19 protein-coding genes are annotated in these 14,464 nt (G+C 65.8%); 5 read left to right on the top strand and 14 right to left on the bottom strand.

The window, feature by feature from the left end; genetic code table 11:
* Positions 1–17 precede the first annotated feature (17 nt).
* On the bottom strand, positions 18–920 hold the full coding sequence (gene fmt / locus EAE28_RS10950) for a methionyl-tRNA formyltransferase (protein ID WP_127106114.1): 903 nt from the start codon (positions 918–920) through the stop codon (positions 18–20).
* A 62-nt stretch (positions 921–982) separates the two neighbouring features.
* Entirely contained in the window at positions 983–1,171 is a 189-nt protein-coding gene (locus EAE28_RS10945; protein ID WP_181954487.1) for a DUF1127 domain-containing protein, read from the bottom strand.
* A 111-nt stretch (positions 1,172–1,282) separates the two neighbouring features.
* Between EAE28_RS10945 and EAE28_RS10940 the strand changes: the two genes are divergently transcribed.
* Positions 1,283–1,960: an ArsR/SmtB family transcription factor gene (locus EAE28_RS10940; RefSeq protein WP_127106110.1), complete on the top strand. Its 678-nt coding sequence runs from the start codon at positions 1,283–1,285 to the stop codon at positions 1,958–1,960.
* Positions 1,961–1,986: 26 nt separating this feature from the next.
* Positions 1,987–2,226: a methionine synthase gene (locus tag EAE28_RS10935; RefSeq protein ID WP_127106108.1), complete on the top strand. Its 240-nt coding sequence runs from the start codon at positions 1,987–1,989 to the stop codon at positions 2,224–2,226.
* On the opposite strand, the gene def (EAE28_RS10930) is transcribed toward EAE28_RS10935, so the two are convergent.
* From def (EAE28_RS10930) to def (EAE28_RS10915), 4 genes are read right to left on the bottom strand one after another with little or no spacing between them, the layout of a single operon-like run.
* The gene (gene def / locus EAE28_RS10930; RefSeq protein WP_127106106.1) at positions 2,223–2,717 is read right to left on the bottom strand and encodes a peptide deformylase; all 495 of its coding nucleotides are present in this window, start codon (positions 2,715–2,717) and stop codon (positions 2,223–2,225) included. The genes EAE28_RS10935 and def (EAE28_RS10930) overlap by 4 nt on opposite strands.
* On the bottom strand, positions 2,714–3,229 hold the full coding sequence (gene def, locus EAE28_RS10925; protein WP_127106104.1) for a peptide deformylase: 516 nt from the start codon (positions 3,227–3,229) through the stop codon (positions 2,714–2,716). Before def (EAE28_RS10925) ends, def (EAE28_RS10930) begins: the two co-directional genes overlap by 4 nt.
* 1 nt (position 3,230) lies before the next feature.
* Positions 3,231–4,439, bottom strand: a complete 1,209-nt coding sequence (locus tag EAE28_RS10920) for an FAD-dependent oxidoreductase (protein ID WP_425466774.1) — start codon at positions 4,437–4,439, stop codon at positions 3,231–3,233.
* A 48-nt stretch (positions 4,440–4,487) separates the two neighbouring features.
* Positions 4,488–5,009, bottom strand: a complete 522-nt coding sequence (gene def / locus EAE28_RS10915) for a peptide deformylase (protein WP_127106100.1) — start codon at positions 5,007–5,009, stop codon at positions 4,488–4,490.
* A gap of 140 nt (positions 5,010–5,149) precedes the next feature.
* On the opposite strand from def (EAE28_RS10915), the gene EAE28_RS10910 reads away from it, so the two are divergent.
* A complete protein-coding gene (locus EAE28_RS10910; protein ID WP_127106098.1) occupies positions 5,150–6,322 on the top strand; it encodes a MalY/PatB family protein in 1,173 nt (390 codons plus the stop codon).
* Between the two features lie 33 nt (positions 6,323–6,355).
* Here EAE28_RS10910 and EAE28_RS10905 read toward each other — a convergent pair whose 3' ends face one another.
* A complete protein-coding gene (locus tag EAE28_RS10905; RefSeq protein WP_127106096.1) occupies positions 6,356–6,709 on the bottom strand; it encodes a hypothetical protein in 354 nt (117 codons plus the stop codon).
* Positions 6,710–6,887: 178 nt separating this feature from the next.
* Between EAE28_RS10905 and EAE28_RS10900 the strand changes: the two genes are divergently transcribed.
* Positions 6,888–7,883: a glutathione S-transferase family protein gene (locus EAE28_RS10900; RefSeq protein ID WP_127106094.1), complete on the top strand. Its 996-nt coding sequence runs from the start codon at positions 6,888–6,890 to the stop codon at positions 7,881–7,883.
* A gap of 212 nt (positions 7,884–8,095) precedes the next feature.
* Positions 8,096–8,350: a DUF6455 family protein gene (locus EAE28_RS10895; protein ID WP_127106092.1), complete on the top strand. Its 255-nt coding sequence runs from the start codon at positions 8,096–8,098 to the stop codon at positions 8,348–8,350.
* Between the two features lie 15 nt (positions 8,351–8,365).
* Here the strand turns inward: EAE28_RS10895 and gyrB are convergent, their stop codons facing one another.
* The 7 genes from gyrB to recF all read right to left on the bottom strand — a co-directional run bounded on the left by gyrB (position 8,366) and on the right by recF (position 14,252).
* Positions 8,366–10,804, bottom strand: coding sequence for a DNA topoisomerase (ATP-hydrolyzing) subunit B (gene gyrB / locus EAE28_RS10890; RefSeq protein WP_127106090.1), 2,439 nt, complete (start codon positions 10,802–10,804; stop codon positions 8,366–8,368).
* Positions 10,805–10,903: 99 nt separating this feature from the next.
* Complete coding sequence (locus tag EAE28_RS10885; protein ID WP_127106088.1) at positions 10,904–11,275, bottom strand: hypothetical protein; 372 nt, start codon at positions 11,273–11,275, stop codon at positions 10,904–10,906.
* Between the two features lie 16 nt (positions 11,276–11,291).
* The gene (locus EAE28_RS10880; RefSeq protein WP_127106086.1) at positions 11,292–11,582 is read right to left on the bottom strand and encodes a DUF6958 family protein; all 291 of its coding nucleotides are present in this window, start codon (positions 11,580–11,582) and stop codon (positions 11,292–11,294) included.
* Complete coding sequence (locus tag EAE28_RS24205) at positions 11,579–12,103, bottom strand: GFA family protein (protein ID WP_127106084.1); 525 nt, start codon at positions 12,101–12,103, stop codon at positions 11,579–11,581. The genes EAE28_RS10880 and EAE28_RS24205 overlap by 4 nt, the downstream gene beginning before the upstream one ends.
* The gene (locus EAE28_RS10870; protein ID WP_127106082.1) at positions 12,100–12,723 is read right to left on the bottom strand and encodes a TetR/AcrR family transcriptional regulator; all 624 of its coding nucleotides are present in this window, start codon (positions 12,721–12,723) and stop codon (positions 12,100–12,102) included. The genes EAE28_RS24205 and EAE28_RS10870 overlap by 4 nt, the downstream gene beginning before the upstream one ends.
* A gap of 27 nt (positions 12,724–12,750) precedes the next feature.
* Positions 12,751–13,167 (bottom strand): VOC family protein, encoded by a 417-nt coding sequence (locus EAE28_RS10865; RefSeq protein WP_127106080.1) that lies wholly within the window; start codon positions 13,165–13,167, stop codon positions 12,751–12,753.
* The gene (recF, locus tag EAE28_RS10860) at positions 13,164–14,252 is read right to left on the bottom strand and encodes a DNA replication/repair protein RecF (protein ID WP_127106078.1); all 1,089 of its coding nucleotides are present in this window, start codon (positions 14,250–14,252) and stop codon (positions 13,164–13,166) included. Before recF ends, EAE28_RS10865 begins: the two co-directional genes overlap by 4 nt.
* Positions 14,253–14,464: the final 212 nt, after the last annotated feature.

Genomic DNA, 14,464 nt, shown 5'->3' with positions numbered 1-14,464 from the left:
AAGCCCCCCTTGCCCGCTCATCCCAGCAGCGTTCCGGCTGGCCAGTCGAGCCCGCGCAGCAGCTCGTCCGCGTCCATCGGGCGCTTGCCCTCGCGTTGGGCGCGGGTGATCTTCACCGCACCCGTACCGCAGGCGATGGTCAGTCCGTCGAGCACCGCGCCCGGTGCCCCGGTGCCCGGCCCGGCGATGGCACCGAGCAGTTTCAGCCGACCCACCGGCGTCTCGCACCACGCACCCGGAAAGGGCGACAGCCCGCGGATCAGGCGGGCGACGGCGGCGGCGTCTTGCGTCCAGTCCACCCGGGCTTCGGCCTTGTCGATCTTGGCGGCATAGGTGACGCCCTCCTCGGGTTGCGGCATGGCCCGCAGGTCCGGCAACTGATCCAGCGCCGTCAGCACCAGCCGCGCCCCCATCAGCGACAGCCGGTCGTGCAGCTGGTCGGTGGTCTCCACATCGCCAATCGGCGTGGCCTCGCGCAGCAGGACCGGGCCGGTGTCCAGCCCCGCCTCCATCTGCATGATGCAGACGCCGGTTTCCGTATCCCCGGCCATGATCGCCCGGTGAATCGGCGCCGCCCCGCGCCAGCGCGGCAGGAGCGAGGCGTGGATGTTCAGGCAACCGTGCTTCGGCGCGTCGAGCACCGCTTGCGGCAGGATCAACCCGTAAGCCACCACCACGGCAATATCGGCGTTCAGGGCGGCAAAGGCCTCTTGCTCGGCCGCGTCGCGCAGTTTGGCCGGGTGGCGCACGGGCAAGCCCAGTTCCAGCGCGCGGGCGTGTACCGGCGTCGGGCGTTCCTGCTTGCCGCGACCGGCGGGGCGGGGGGGTTGGCAATAGACGCAGACCACCTCATGCGAGGCGGCCAGCACATCGAGCACCGGCACCGAGAAATCGGGCGTTCCCATGAAAATGACGCGCATGTTCGCCTCCGCTGCTGTGGTCGTCTCCGATCTAGCAGTGGTGGGGGCAAAGCGCCACCGGCTCAGCGGCGCCAGAACGGGCGGCGGGCTTCGCGCTGGGCGGCGGTGACGGTCAGGCCGATGTCGCGCAGCAGGTGAGTGTCGAGGGCGCGCAGGTCGCGGCGGGTGGTGGCGTTGCGGTGCCAGAGGCGCAGGGTCGGGCGCAGGCGCAGGGGTGGAAAGAGCGACAGCAGGGGGATGAGACGGATCATGAAGGGTCTCCTTTCGGGTTCCGGCATGCCACGCAAACCGGCGCGGATGCTTCGGTGCGGGCCGAAGCGTCGGGGCTTGTGCGCGCCGTGGCGCGGCCCCAGACTGCGGGGATGAGACAAGGTCCAGACATCTCGCGCATTGCGGCGCTGATCGGCGATCCGACCCGCGCCAACATCCTGTCGGTCCTTTTGGGCGGGCAGGCGCTGACCGCGCGTGAGCTGGCCGAGGCGGCGGGGGTGAGCGCGGCGACGGCCTCGGATCATCTGAAGCAACTGACCGAGGCCGGGCTCTTGTGGCCACGCAAGCAGGGACGGCATCGGTTCTTTGCGCTGGCCGACGAGCAGGTCGCGCAGGCACTCGAAACGCTGGCGGGTCTGGCCGCCACGCGGGGGCACATGCGCACACAACCCGGCCCGAATGACGCGGCGCTGCGCGAGGCGCGGGTATGTTACGACCATATGGCCGGGGCGGCGGCGGTGCGGATGTTTGACAGTCTGGCCGGGCGCGGGTTTCTGGTGGTCTCGCGTGAGAGCGTCGGGCTGAGCGCCGAGGGTGCCGGGTTCATCGCGGGCCTCGGCATCGACACGACCGCGCTGACGGCGCTGCGGCGGCCGATGTGCCGGGTCTGTCTGGACTGGTCCGAACGCCGCTCGCATCTGGCGGGCGCGCTGGGCGCGGCCTTGCTGGTGCGGTTTCAGGCACAGGGTTGGGTGCGACGGGTTGAAGACAGCCGCCATATCCGCTTTACCCCGCCCGGATTGCGCGCCTTTTCGGCGGCGTTTGGCTGAACGGGATCAGCACTGGGAGAGGGGTTATGCGTATCGCATCACGGGTGTTTTACGGGCTCGCCGCCCTTGCGGCCATCGCAGGCTGTGTCTTCTATATCTACGTCAGCAGCCTCGCCTGCGCCTTTGGCAGCCTGAACGGCCGCTGCCGGATCAAGGCCCCATGGGAGCTGGGATCGGAAGACATGCAGTTCATGGTCCTCTACCCGCTGTCCATCGTGCTGGCACTGGCCTTCATCGGCTGGCTGTTTGGCCGCGACGCGGGTTAGTTCACCAGCTTTTTCGCCTTGCGCAGCAGCATGTCGCGTTTCACCTTGCTCAGGTGGTCGAAGTACATCTTGCCGTTCAGATGGTCGATCTGGTGCTGGACCGAGGTCGCCCAGAGGCTGACAAAATCCTTTTCCTCAACCGCGCCCTGCTCGTTGAGAAACCGCACGGTCACCGCGCGAGGCCGCTGGATCTGCGCGTGGACGCCGGGCAGGTTGGGGCTGGCCTCGTCATGCGGGCGCAGCTGAACCGAGGCGTGCAGCACCTCGGGGTTGGCCATGCGCACCACCTGACCGCGCGCTTCCGACGCATCGACTACCGCCAGCCGCAGCATCACACCGATCTGCGGTGCGGCAAGGCCGACGCCGGGCATCGCCTCCATCGTGTCGATCATGTCGGTCCAGATCGCGCGGATCTCATCAGTGATGGTCTCGACAGGGGCGGCGGGGGTGCGCAGGCGCGCGTCGGGCCAGGGCAGGCAGCGGCGGATCATGGGGTTTCCGGGTGTGAGAGGGCGGTCAGGGCGGGCGAGGCGGCAACGCGCGCCGTTTCGTCCATCAGGTCGATGCAGAGCCGCCCGTTCAGGTGGTCGAGTTCATGCTGGGCGCAGACGGCCTCGAAGCCCGAGAGCACCTCGGTCTGCGCGACCCCGTCCAGATCCAGCCAGCGCATCAGCACCCAGTCGGGCCGCGCGACCAGCGCAGGGACGCCGGGGATCGACAGGCAGCCTTCGGTGTTGAGGGCCAGCGAGTCCGAGGTTTCAAGGATTTCGGGGTTCAGGAAGACGCGGGGCGCGGGCGTGCCCTCTTTCCACGTGCAATCCATCACGAAAATCCGCTTGGGCACCGCAACCTGCGACCCGGCAAGGCCGCGGCCGGTGGCGGCGTACATGGTTTCCAGCATATCGGCGGCCAGCTGGCGGGTGATGGCGTCGATTGCCTGCACCGGGGTGCAGGGGCGGCGCAGCATCGGGTCGGGGTACTGGACGATGGGCAAAACGGGCATGTCAGCGCTGTAGCATCGGGGCAGGGGGCGCGTCCATCGCCCAGCCTGGCGGGACGGGCTGGCCGTTGGCGTAGGGCTCGCCGCCCAGCGGCGGGATGAACAGGCCCGAGGCAATCGCCCCCATCGCCCGGTCAAACGGCGGGACGCGGCCAATCGGCGCGACGATGCGGTCACGGAACCACGCCAGCGCGCGGCTGTCGGACTGGTATTGCGGGGTCAGGAAGCGGCTGAAGGCCTGATACAGCATCAGATGCCCGCGCCGCATCCGCGCATAAAGCGCGGGGGCGTCCTGCGGCCCGGCAGCATCCAACGCACGAGCCAGCGCCAGCGCATCCAGCAGCGCCATATTCGCCCCCTGTCCCAGCTGCGGGCTGGCGCGGTGGGCGCTGTCGCCGATATGGACGAGGCGGTCGGCATAGGGCCTGCGCAGGGTGCCGTGCGAATAGCGCGCCAGCACCATCTGCGCGGGGTCGGTGATCTGGGCGATGAAGGGGCTGAGCGCGGGCCAGATGTCGCGCATCTCAGCCTGCCACGGGTTTAGCCCCTGCGCCTGCCAACCGGCAAAGGCGTCATGGCGCAGCGACCAGAAGAACGCGGCGCGCTGGGTGCTCTCTCCCGGCATCCGCCCGATGGGCAGGACGCCGACCATCCGATGCGCGGCGACGTAGCGCTGGGTCAGGCGGTCATCTGGCAGTTCGGTCACGGGCCATTCCAGCGTGGTCCAGAGCGCGCCGTAAGGCAGCACGCGCGAGACCAGCGGCGAGAGGGGGGAGTGCGAGCCGAGCGCATCGACGACCAGATCGAAGGGACCAAAGCGGCGGCCATCGGCCATCTGTAGCCAGCGGCCCTGCCGGTCGGCGCTGCTGGCCATGACCTGAGAGGAGGGCACGACGCGCGCGCCCAGCGACACCAACCTCCCGTGCAGCGCCTCGAACAACCCGGCGCGGTGCATGCCCAGCCCGTGCAGCCCAACACCCGCCGCGTCATAGCGCACGGCCAGCGTTCCCGCCCCTGTCCGCGCCTCAACCCCGTGCAACATGCGGATCGGTGCGCCGAGCGCGCGCGCGGCTGCGCCACAGCCCAGCCAGTCGAGCACCCGCTGCCCCACCGGCTGCACCACCAGTCCCGAGCCTACCGGGCGCGGCGCGTCGAACTGATCGAAGATCTCAACCCGGTGGCCAGCCAGATGCAGCGCAATGCCCGCCGCCAAGCCGCCAACGCCCGCACCGGCAATGCCAATGTGCAGGCCCTGCGCCACTCAGCCGCGCGCCCGCTCGCGTTTCAGCTTTTCCATCCGGCGGGTGATCATCTGGCGCTTGATCGGCCCCAGATAGTCGATGAACAGCTTGCCGTTGAGGTGGTCGAACTCGTGCTGCGCGCAGGTCGCCCACAGCTCGCTGAACTCTTCCTCATGCGTCTTGCCATCCAGCCCCAGCCAGCGCATCCGCACCGTCGACGGGCGCGTGACCTCGCCGTATTGCTCGGGGATCGACAGGCAGCCTTCCTCGTACGAACTGGTCTCTTCCGAGGTCCAGGTGATCTCGGGATTGATCAGCACCATCGGGCGTTGGACCGTGTCCTGCTCCTTGACGCAATCCATCACGAAAAGCCGCTGCATGATGCCGATCTGCGGCGCGGCCAGCCCGATGCCGGGGGCCTCATACATGGTTTCAAGCATGTCCTCGGCCAGTGCGCCAAGCTCGGACGATACCGTCTCGACGGGGGCACAGACCTTTTTCAGGCGGGGATCGGGATGGATCAGGATGGAACGCAGGCTCATGCGCCCTGATCTAGGCCAAGCGCGCGCGCTTATCAACGGTGGGCGCACGCTGTCGCGCCTGAGTTTTCAGGGCACACGCATTTGGGGGTTGCGCGCGCCGCGCGAGGCGGCATTCTGCTTCACATGATAAGGAGATTGGCATGAATTTCGACGAAATCATCGACCGGCGCGGCACCCATTCGGCCAAGTGGGACATGATGGAAGAGCTTTTCGGCGTTTCGCCCGACGATGGCATTGCCATGTGGGTCGCCGACATGGACTTCCGCCCGCCCGCCTGCGTGCCCGCCGCGCTGACGGCGATGGTCGAGCACGGGGTGTTTGGCTATTTCGGCGATGATGCGGCCTATAAGGTGTCGATCGACTGGTGGATGAGCACGCGCCACGGCTGGAACGTCGATCCCTCATGGATCTTCACCACGCATGGTCTGGTGAACGGCACCGCCCTGTGCATTCACACCTGGAGCAAGCCGGGCGACGGTGTGGTGCTGTTCACGCCGGTCTACCATGTGTTTGCCAAGATCACCAAAGCCGCGGGGCGCACCGTCACCGAATGCCCGCTGGTGCTGAAGGACGGTCTTTATGAGATGGATCTTGAGGATGCCGCCAAGCGTCTGACCGGCAACGAAAAGATCGTTGTCATCTCGTCGCCGCACAACCCCGGTGGTCGCTGCTGGACCGAGGGTGAGCTGAAAGCGCTGGGCGCGTTCTGCAAAGAGCACGACCTGATTCTGGTGTCCGACGAGATCCACTGCGACCTGATCTTCCCGGGCCAGAAGCACATGCCAGCGATCACCGCGCTGCCCGATATGCTGGACCGGCTGGTGATGCTGACCGCGCCGACCAAGACCTTCAACATCGCCGGGGCGCACAACGGCAACGTGATCATCCCCGATGAGGCGCTGCGCGAGGCGTTCGGTGCGACGATGATGGGTCTGGGGATCTCGCCCAGCTCGTTCGGCCTGACGATGGAAACCGCCGCCTATTCGCCCGAGGGCGCGGCCTGGGTCGATGCGTTGATGGCATATCTGGCCGAGAATCAGAAGATTTTCGATGCGGGCATCGCTGAAATTCCGGGTCTGGTGTCGATGCCGCTTGAGGCGACCTATCTGGCCTGGGTCGATTTCTCAGGCACCGGGATGGAGGGTGAAGAGATCGTCCGCCGGATCGAGAAAGACGCGAAGATCGCGGTGAACTATGGCGAGACCTTCGGCACCGGCGGTGAGAAATACATGCGCTTCAACATCGCCACGCCCAAGGCGCGGGTGGTCGAGGCGGTGGCGCGGCTCAAGTCGGCCTTTGGCGATCTGCAATGACAAAGGGGGCCAGCTGGCCCCCTTTTTCCACGCTCAAACGGGACTGGGCAGATAGCCCGCGTTGGTTGGCCGGTCATCGACATAGTCGCGGATCGGCGGCTGGCCGATCAGCGTTTCGCTTTTGAATTCATAGGTCATCTCGCCGCCATCCTCAGACGCGGCGATGATCAGGGCCCGGCTGATATGGCGCGGGCCGTCGAACACATCGACAAAGCCCCGCAGCGGCGGAATGCGGGTGGCATCGACGGCAAACCCGGTCGCTGACAGCCGCAGGATCGGATAGGCCACGTCACCGACATGTACGCTCAACCGCGCGCTTTTGCGCTGGGCTCTTTTGGTCGCTGCATCCAGCCCGCGCTGGATGTCTTCTGGCAGAAAAGCAAACATGGGCGCACCTCCCGATTCCCACAGCGGTATCGTCGTCGTCCATCATGGCAAAAACAAGTAACCCAATCGTATATCCCAAAGAATATTTGCCGCTGTTTGCCCCTGCACAGACCCTGCGCGGCGGTCTGGGTTGACCTGACGCCCAGAACAGCCACCCTTTGAGCAAAGGAGATGACACATGGGACAACTGATCGAAGGTCGCTGGGACACCGGCTGGTACGACACCAAAAGCACCGGCGGGGCGTTCAAGCGCAATGCCGCAAGCTGGCGCAACTGGGTGACGGCAGATGGCAGCGCTGGTCCCTCGGGCGAGGGTGGCTTCAAGGCCGAAAGCGGGCGCTATCACCTTTATGTTTCCTATGCCTGCCCTTGGGCGCACCGCGTGCTTATTTTCCGCAGCCTCAAGGGGTTAGAGGATCATATCGGCCTGTCTGTGGTGCATCCGGACATGCTGGAAAACGGCTGGGAATTCCGCACGGATTTTGACGGCGCCACGGGCGATACGCTGGCCGACGCCGACTATATGCACCAGGTCTATACCCGCGCCGATCCGCTGATGACCGGGCGCGTGACGGTGCCGGTTTTGTGGGACAAAGAGCGCAAGACCATCGTCTCGAACGAAAGTTCCGAGATCATCCGCATGTTTAATTCGGCGTTTGACGGGATTACCGGCAACACGCTGGATTTCTGGCCTGCCGATCTGCACGAGGCCATCGAGCCAGTGAATGCGCGGATTTACGATACGTTTAACAACGGGGTCTACAAAGCGGGTTTTGCCACCACGCAAAAGGCCTATGACGAGGCCGTCGGGCCGCTGTTTGATACACTCGACTGGCTGGAAGAGCGGTTGAGTGACCGCCGGTTCTTGATGGGCGACCGGGTGACCGAGGCCGACTGGCGGCTGTTCACCACGCTGGTGCGCTTCGATGCGGTGTACCACGGCCACTTCAAGTGCAACCGGCGTCGGATCGTCGATTATCCGAACCTGTGGGACTATACCCGCGCGCTGTATCAGGTGCCGGGCGTGGCCCAGACGGTGCGGCTGGATCACATCACGCGGCACTATTACTATAGCCACGACACGGTTAATCCGCACCGGATTGTGCCCATCGGCCCGGTTCTGGACTTCGACGCGCCGCATGGGCGTGGTGATGTGCTGGCCTCGGCGCGCTGACCGTGGCGCCAGCCGATAGGTAAATCCCGCGCCCGCTCAGGGCGCGGAGTTTTGCGTTTTGCCGGGGTCGCGGTGCAAAAATCGCCACAATTTGAGGAAAAAAGCTGGAATCAAAACCGTGATGGCGTTTAGAAATTAACCCTTGGGGCGGCATGATTTTGTAAACTGCCCTGAAAGGCGGTCCTGGTGCCGCCGTCAGCAAGGGTCGCGCCGTGACGATTCACTCACCGTCTAACAATGCCCAGATCTGGAATGTCGCGCCCAAGCTGGGCGTGGATCTGGCGCGGGTGATTGCGGGTGAGGTGATGACGCCCGCTGACCTGTCGGAAATGCTGCTGAATTGCGCGCGCTGCTGGCACACAAAGAAATGCGCGCGCTGGCAATACAGCGCGCGCGGTCAGGTCTGCGGACAAATGCCAGCGTTTTGCGCCAGTCGCGATATCCTGAACGACGTCGCCGCGCGCTAACCGCGCGGCGCTTGATCAGGTATCCAGATTTTCCACGTTCAGCGCGTTTTTCTGGATGAACTCGCGGCGCGGTTCGACCACGTCACCCATCAGCTTGCTGAAAATGTCGTCCGCCTCGGCCACATCCTCAACCCGGACCTGCAGCAGCGTGCGCGCTTCGGGGTCCAGCGTGGTTTCCCACAGCTGGCCCGGGTTCATCTCACCCAAACCCTTGTAGCGTTGCAGCGACAGCCCGCGCTGCCCCTCATCGAGCATGGCTTGCAGCAGCTCGACCGGGCCGTGAATCGTCTGCATCCGGTCCCGACGCGAGAGTTGCGACAGGCTGGAATAGACGTTGCGGGTTTCGCCCGACAGGCGCGACAACCGCCGCGCTTCGCCCGAGCGCAACACAGCGCCGTCCAGATTGCGGATCTCTTCCACGCCGCGCAGGATGCGCGACAGGCGGATGCCCTGTTCCTGCGTGATGCGGCCGGTCCAGCCACGCTCATACTCTTTCGCAACCATATCAAGCCGTTGCGCGACGTTATTCGCCACGGCTTGCAGATCGCCATCCACCCGGCCCGGATCGAACGCGCCGGCAAGGGCGGCCTGTTCCAGCACGTTGCGCGGGTAATGCGTCGGGAAGGCGTCGAGCACGCGCTTGAAGGCACGCGCCGCTTCCACCACGCGGTGCAGGTCCGGTCCGGCGATCACTTCGCCGGTGTTCAGCTTCAGCGAGGCGCCATCGATGCCCTGCGCGATCAGGTAATCTTCCAGCGCCGGGACGTCCTTGAGGTACACTTCCGACCGCCCGCGCGCCACTTTGTAGAGCGGCGGCTCGGCGATATAGAGGTGCCCGCCTTCGATCAGCTGCGGCATTTGGCGATAGAAGAACGTCAGCAGCAGCGTGCGGATGTGGGCACCGTCGACGTCAGCATCGGTCATGATGACGATCTTGTGGTAGCGCAGCTTGCTCAGGTCGAACTCGTCGCGCCCGATGCCGGTGCCCAGTGCGGTGATCAGCGTGCCGATCTCCTGACTGGACAGCATCCGGTCGAAGCGCGCGCGCTCGACGTTCAGGATCTTACCCTTGAGCGGCAGCACGGCCTGATTTTGCCGTGAGCGGCCCTGCTTGGCCGACCCACCAGCCGAGTCACCCTCGACGAGGAAGAGTTCGGACTTGGACGGGTCGCGTTCCTGACAATCGGCCAGCTTGCCGGGCAGCGACGCCACATCCAGCGCGGTCTTGCGGCGGGTCAGGTCGCGGGCCTTGCGTGCAGCCTCACGGGCCAGCGCGGCCTCGACGATCTTGCCGACGATCTGCTTGGCGTGGTTCGGATTTTCCTCGAACCACTCGCTCAGCTTTTCGTTGACCAGATTCTCAACCGCCGGGCGCACCTCGGACGAGACCAGCTTGTCCTTGGTCTGCGAGCTGAACTTGGGATCCGGCACCTTGACCGACAGCACGCAGGTCAGACCTTCGCGCGCATCGTCGCCGGTGAAGCTGATCTTTTCCTTTTTCGCGATCCCCGAGGATTGCGCATAGGCGTTGATCGTGCGGGTCAGCGCGCCGCGGAAGCCCGCCATGTGCGTGCCGCCATCGCGCTGCGGGATGTTGTTGGTGAAGGGCAGCACCGTCTCGTGGTAGCTGTCGTTCCACCACATCGCCACTTCAACGCCGATGCCGTCTTTCTCGCCGGTGATCCAGATCGGTTCGGGCATCACGGGGGTCTTCGAGCGGTCGAGGTAGCGCACGAATTCGCGCACGCCGCCCTCATAGCAAAACTCGGTCCGCAGCGGTTCCGCCGGGCGCTCATCCTCGATGACGATCATCACGCCCGAGTTCAGGAACGCCAGCTCGCGCAGGCGGTTCTCCAGCGTTTTGAACACATAGTCGAGGTTCGAGAACGTCCCGTCCGCGCGGTTGGTCTTCGAGCTGGCCATGAAGCGCACCTCGGTGCCCTTCTCGCCCTCGGCGGCGGGGCCTTCTTCGCGCAGGTGAATCGCGGTGTCGCCGTTTTCAAACCGCGCGTACCATTCCTTGCCGCCGCGCCAGATGCGCAGCTCCAGCCAGTCCGACAGCGCGTTGACCACCGACACACCGACGCCGTGCAGACCGCCCGAAACCTTATAGCTGTTCTGGTCGAACTTACCGCCCGCGTGCAGCTGGGTCATGATGACCTCGGCCGCCGAGACGCCTTCTTCGGTGTGGATATCGGTCGGAATCCCGCGACCGTTATCGCGTACCGACACGCTGCTGTCGGCGTGGATCTTTACGCTGACGGCGGTGGCGTGACCGGCCAGAGCCTCGTCAATACCGTTATCGACAACCTCATACACCATGTGGTGCAGGCCAGAGCCATCGTCGGTATCGCCGATATACATTCCGGGGCGTTTGCGAACTGCATCCAAGCCCTTGAGAACTTTAATAGAATCAGCGCCGTAATCCTCGCGCGGGGCGGGTTGAGCCGTCATGCTGACCTTCCGTAATTTACCTGCCCGATACCTACCGGATTCCGGGGGGGTTGTCACGCATCAGACACAAGATTTGGGGTGCCGCGGGCGGGTTGGCGACTATTGCCGGGAAAGCGTCGCCGTGGCGTCGGGGGTGACGCCGGTTTCGCTCCACGTCACCAGCAAAGCGCCTTTGCCATCGTCGCGCAGCGACAGGCTCAGATCGTTGGTGCAGTCCTCGAACCCGGCAACCAGATGCTCGGATCCCGTGGCGGTCGTTTCGGTGATCGCATCGAAGCGCCAGAAGGCCGAGCACGGGAAGTCCGGGTAATCCACGATCGCGCCGTCAGCCCGCAGGATCAGCAGCATCTGCCAGCGTTGGCCGTCGGTTTGTGTGCCTTCACCGATCCATGTGCCCGTGTGGCTTTGAGTAAAGCTTTGGGCGGCAGCGGGGGCGGCGGCGAGGGTCAACAGAAGGGCAAGGCGGAGCATGGGCAGGATCCCTTGGTCAGAGGCGGTGAAAGCGCAGCGGCGAGCCGGTGCTGCGGGCGATGATGCGTTTGGCTTCCAGATCCAGCTGCGCGGCCTTCATCCACCAGCCGACCTTCTCGCCGCCGGGAAACAGATCCTCGGGCAGATGCGCTTTCATTGCGGCCTGCGCGTCGCGCGCCGTCAGGCCGGGGGCCTCGGCGGGCAGGACGGCCAGCAAGGCGGCGCGCGCAGCGTCATATTTCGCGCGGTTGACACGGTAGAGCTTGCCGGGCTGGGTGACGTTCTCAATCTCGATCGTTTCGCTCATGACGTGCTCTCCAAAGGTGGCATCGGGTCCATGCGGAAAAAGCGAAAGCCGGTGGCAGCCCATGCCCCCAGCAACCGCAGCATGAAGCGCGCTGACTGGCGTTTGGCACCGGGGATGCCGTCGTCGGGGACGCTGCCGGGCGGGGCGTCCATCAGCATGGTGCGCATCTCGACCGGCGGCGGCGCGTCGAACCGCGCCGCATAGAGCGAGCGCCAGTGCCCGCCTTTGAATTCCAGATACATCGGCGCGTTGCAGCAGGTGGCGACCACCCGCCGCGAGCCGCCTTCGCGCAACAGATGCCCACGCAGCGTCTCGCCGCCGCGCACGACCTGCGCGCGGTCCTTGCGCCACAAGACGAAGGGTGTGCCGCCGTTGGCATCGGTCACCGGGCTGGCACCGGGCAGGGCGGCCAGCTCGGCGGCGGCCTGCCGGCACGAGGTGCAATGGCAGGTGGCGGTCAGAATGGGTGTGCCACTCAGCGCCAACGCGGTCTTGCCGCAGCGACAGGTCAGCTCGGTCATGCGTCCTCCGGTGCGAACAACAGGTCAAGATAGCGTCGCAGATGGTCGATTCCCTCACGCGCGGCCTCGGGCCCGCCGCCAGCCTTGGCCAGCACGAAAGCGCCCTGAAGCACGGCCTGGGTGTGGCGGGCCAGACTGGCGGCATCGGGTGCGGTAAGGCCGCGCGCGGCCATCGCGGCGGCGATATCGGCCTCAAGCGTCGCGGCGTGGGCAAAGATCGCCGCGCCGCAGGCCTCGGCGATGGCGGGATGGGTGCTGTGGGTCTCTTCGGCCATGGTGCCGACGAGGCAGGTGTATTCCCATGTCTCGCCCGCGATCAGCGCGCGGCGAAAGTCCAGATAGGCGCGCACCCGGTCCAGCGGATCAGCCGGGGTGTGATAGGGCGCGGCGGCGAAGAACGCGCCGGTGCTGTGCGCCCAGAAGTCGGCGGCGGCGATGCCCAAGGCCTCTTTCGACGCGAAATGGTGAAAGAACGCCCCCTTGGTCACCCCGGCGCTGGTGCAAAGGTCATCGACGCTGGTGGCGGCGAATCCCTTTGCCCGGATCACATCCCGCGCCGCTTCCAGCAGGCGCTGACGGGCCTGACCGCGTTCGGGGGACTGTTTCGTGGGTCTGGACATGCGCTGAACATACCAGACGGTCGGTACTCAGGCAAGCTTGCCGTCGGCGTCCAGCGTCCAGAACGGGTTGTGGGCCAGTTCCCAGACATGGCCGTCCAGATCGGCGTAATAGCCTGAATACCCGCCCCAAAAGACCTTCTCCGGGGATTTCAACGCAGTCGCGCCCGCCTTCAACGCCTGCGCGAAGGCGACATCGACCTCTTGCGGGCTGTTGAAGTTCTGCGCCAGCGTCACGGCGCCCGTGCCCAGCGTCGCACCGGGGCGGCCCTGATCTTCGGCCAGCGGCTCCAGCCCGAACAGACCCAGCTTCATCCCGCCCAGATCATAGAAAACAACGCCCGGGGTGCTTTCACTGCTCTCCCATCCCAGCGCGTCGTAAAAGGCCCGTGCCCGCTGCAGATCAGCGACGCCAAGGGTGATCAGGTTTACGCGTTGCGGAGTCATGGCAGTTCCTCTTGGGTCAGGCGGGACTGGCCGCCAGTTTCGGTAAGTCGGAAAGCTTGGGCACGCGGGCCCAGTGGGGTGAACAGCTCGGGTCCGGTGCCGGTCAGGAAAGCCTGCGCGCCCAGATCACACAGCGCATCATAGAGCGCGGCGCGACGGCCGTCATCCAGATGTGCGGCGACCTCGTCGAGCAAGAGCAGCGGCGCGTGGCCGCTGTCCTGATGCAGCGCGCGGGCATGGGCAAGGATCGTCGCGATCAGCAGCGCCTTTTGCTCGCCGGTCGAGCATTGCGCGGCAGGGCGCGCGCGGGCGGCCCAGAGCGCGCTCAGATCGGCGCGGTGCGGACCAATCAGCGTCCGCCCGGCGGCCATATCGCGGCGGCGGCCTTCGGCCAGCGCGGGGGCCAGATCGTCGGGGCTGTCATCCGCCAGCGACAAGTCGGCCTGCGGGAAGGGGCTGGCCGGGTCCGCCGCCTGCGCCAGACGGTCGAGCGTGGCGCGGCGGTTTTGCGTCACCTGTGTGCCGGACGTCGCCATCTGCTGCTCCAGCGCGCCGTACCACGCGGGGTCGGTGACACCCTCCCGCAGCAGGCGATTGCGCTCACGCATGGCTTTTTCATAGGCCAGCGTCGCTTCGGCGTGGTCGGGCTCGAACCCGAGAACCAGCCGGTCGAGGAACCGCCGCCGCCCCTCTGAGGCCTCGATCCACAGCCGGTCCATCGCCGGCGTCAGCCAGAGCATCGCCGCCAGCCGCCCCAGCGCCGTCTGCGTCGCAAGCTTGCCGTCGATGCGCACCGACCGGCTGGAACCGGGGCTGGCAGTGGTTTCGATTTCATGTGGGGTGCTGTCGCGGTGAAGCTCGGCGCTGATTTTCCAGCCCAGCGCGGCGGGCTGGCCGATCAGGTCCTCAGGGGCTGCGCGCCGCAACCCGCGACCGGGGCTGAGCAGGGAAATCGCCTCGAGCAGATTGGTCTTGCCCGCCCCGTTGTCACCATACAGCACCACGGGCCGCCCATCAAAAGCCACCTCGGCCCGCGGATGCGAGCGGAACTGCGAGAGGGTCAGATGAGCAAGGTGAAGGGTCATGCGAGAGGGTTAAGCAACAACGCGCGTGACCGCAATGGAAAGGGCCTCGTCTAACGACGAGGCCCAACTCAGACACCGGATCATCGCTTGCTATGGCGAGTGTGACACGGTGGCCGCAGGTAGGGTCTCAATGCGAAAGTTTTCAGAGTCGCCACGAGGCCTTGGTCGCCTATAAGAGACGCAGACAATTCGATTCAAATTGCCCGCATCTT

The sequence above is a fragment of the Pararhodobacter zhoushanensis genome (assembly GCF_003990445.1).
GTDB lineage: Bacteria > Pseudomonadota > Alphaproteobacteria > Rhodobacterales > Rhodobacteraceae > Pararhodobacter > Pararhodobacter zhoushanensis.
The sequence above is the reverse complement of the archived record's forward strand: the minus strand, read 5'-3'. Positions and strand labels throughout refer to the sequence as shown.

What these genes read in the sequence shown, in the direction of transcription:
- def (WP_127106106.1), bottom strand. Translation starts at nt 2,717, where the DNA reads ATGATCCGCCGCTGCCTGCCCTGGCCCGACGCGCGCCTGCGCACCCCC.
- EAE28_RS10910 (WP_127106098.1), top strand. Translation starts at nt 5,150, where the DNA reads ATGAATTTCGACGAAATCATCGACCGGCGCGGCACCCATTCGGCCAAG.
- EAE28_RS10905 (WP_127106096.1), bottom strand. Translation starts at nt 6,709, where the DNA reads ATGTTTGCTTTTCTGCCAGAAGACATCCAGCGCGGGCTGGATGCAGCG.
- EAE28_RS10900 (WP_127106094.1), top strand. Translation starts at nt 6,888, where the DNA reads ATGGGACAACTGATCGAAGGTCGCTGGGACACCGGCTGGTACGACACC.
- fmt (WP_127106114.1), bottom strand. Translation starts at nt 920, where the DNA reads ATGCGCGTCATTTTCATGGGAACGCCCGATTTCTCGGTGCCGGTGCTC.
- EAE28_RS10865 (WP_127106080.1), bottom strand. Translation starts at nt 13,167, where the DNA reads ATGACTCCGCAACGCGTAAACCTGATCACCCTTGGCGTCGCTGATCTG.
- EAE28_RS10880 (WP_127106086.1), bottom strand. Translation starts at nt 11,582, where the DNA reads ATGAGCGAAACGATCGAGATTGAGAACGTCACCCAGCCCGGCAAGCTC.
- EAE28_RS10935 (WP_127106108.1), top strand. Translation starts at nt 1,987, where the DNA reads ATGCGTATCGCATCACGGGTGTTTTACGGGCTCGCCGCCCTTGCGGCC.
- EAE28_RS24205 (WP_127106084.1), bottom strand. Translation starts at nt 12,103, where the DNA reads ATGACCGAGCTGACCTGTCGCTGCGGCAAGACCGCGTTGGCGCTGAGT.
- EAE28_RS10945 (WP_181954487.1), bottom strand. Translation starts at nt 1,171, where the DNA reads ATGATCCGTCTCATCCCCCTGCTGTCGCTCTTTCCACCCCTGCGCCTG.
- def (WP_127106100.1), bottom strand. Translation starts at nt 5,009, where the DNA reads ATGAGCCTGCGTTCCATCCTGATCCATCCCGATCCCCGCCTGAAAAAG.
- EAE28_RS10885 (WP_127106088.1), bottom strand. Translation starts at nt 11,275, where the DNA reads ATGCTCCGCCTTGCCCTTCTGTTGACCCTCGCCGCCGCCCCCGCTGCC.
- gyrB (WP_127106090.1), bottom strand. Translation starts at nt 10,804, where the DNA reads ATGACGGCTCAACCCGCCCCGCGCGAGGATTACGGCGCTGATTCTATT.
- def (WP_127106104.1), bottom strand. Translation starts at nt 3,229, where the DNA reads ATGCCCGTTTTGCCCATCGTCCAGTACCCCGACCCGATGCTGCGCCGC.
- recF (WP_127106078.1), bottom strand. Translation starts at nt 14,252, where the DNA reads ATGACCCTTCACCTTGCTCATCTGACCCTCTCGCAGTTCCGCTCGCAT.
- EAE28_RS10940 (WP_127106110.1), top strand. Translation starts at nt 1,283, where the DNA reads ATGAGACAAGGTCCAGACATCTCGCGCATTGCGGCGCTGATCGGCGAT.
- EAE28_RS10870 (WP_127106082.1), bottom strand. Translation starts at nt 12,723, where the DNA reads ATGTCCAGACCCACGAAACAGTCCCCCGAACGCGGTCAGGCCCGTCAG.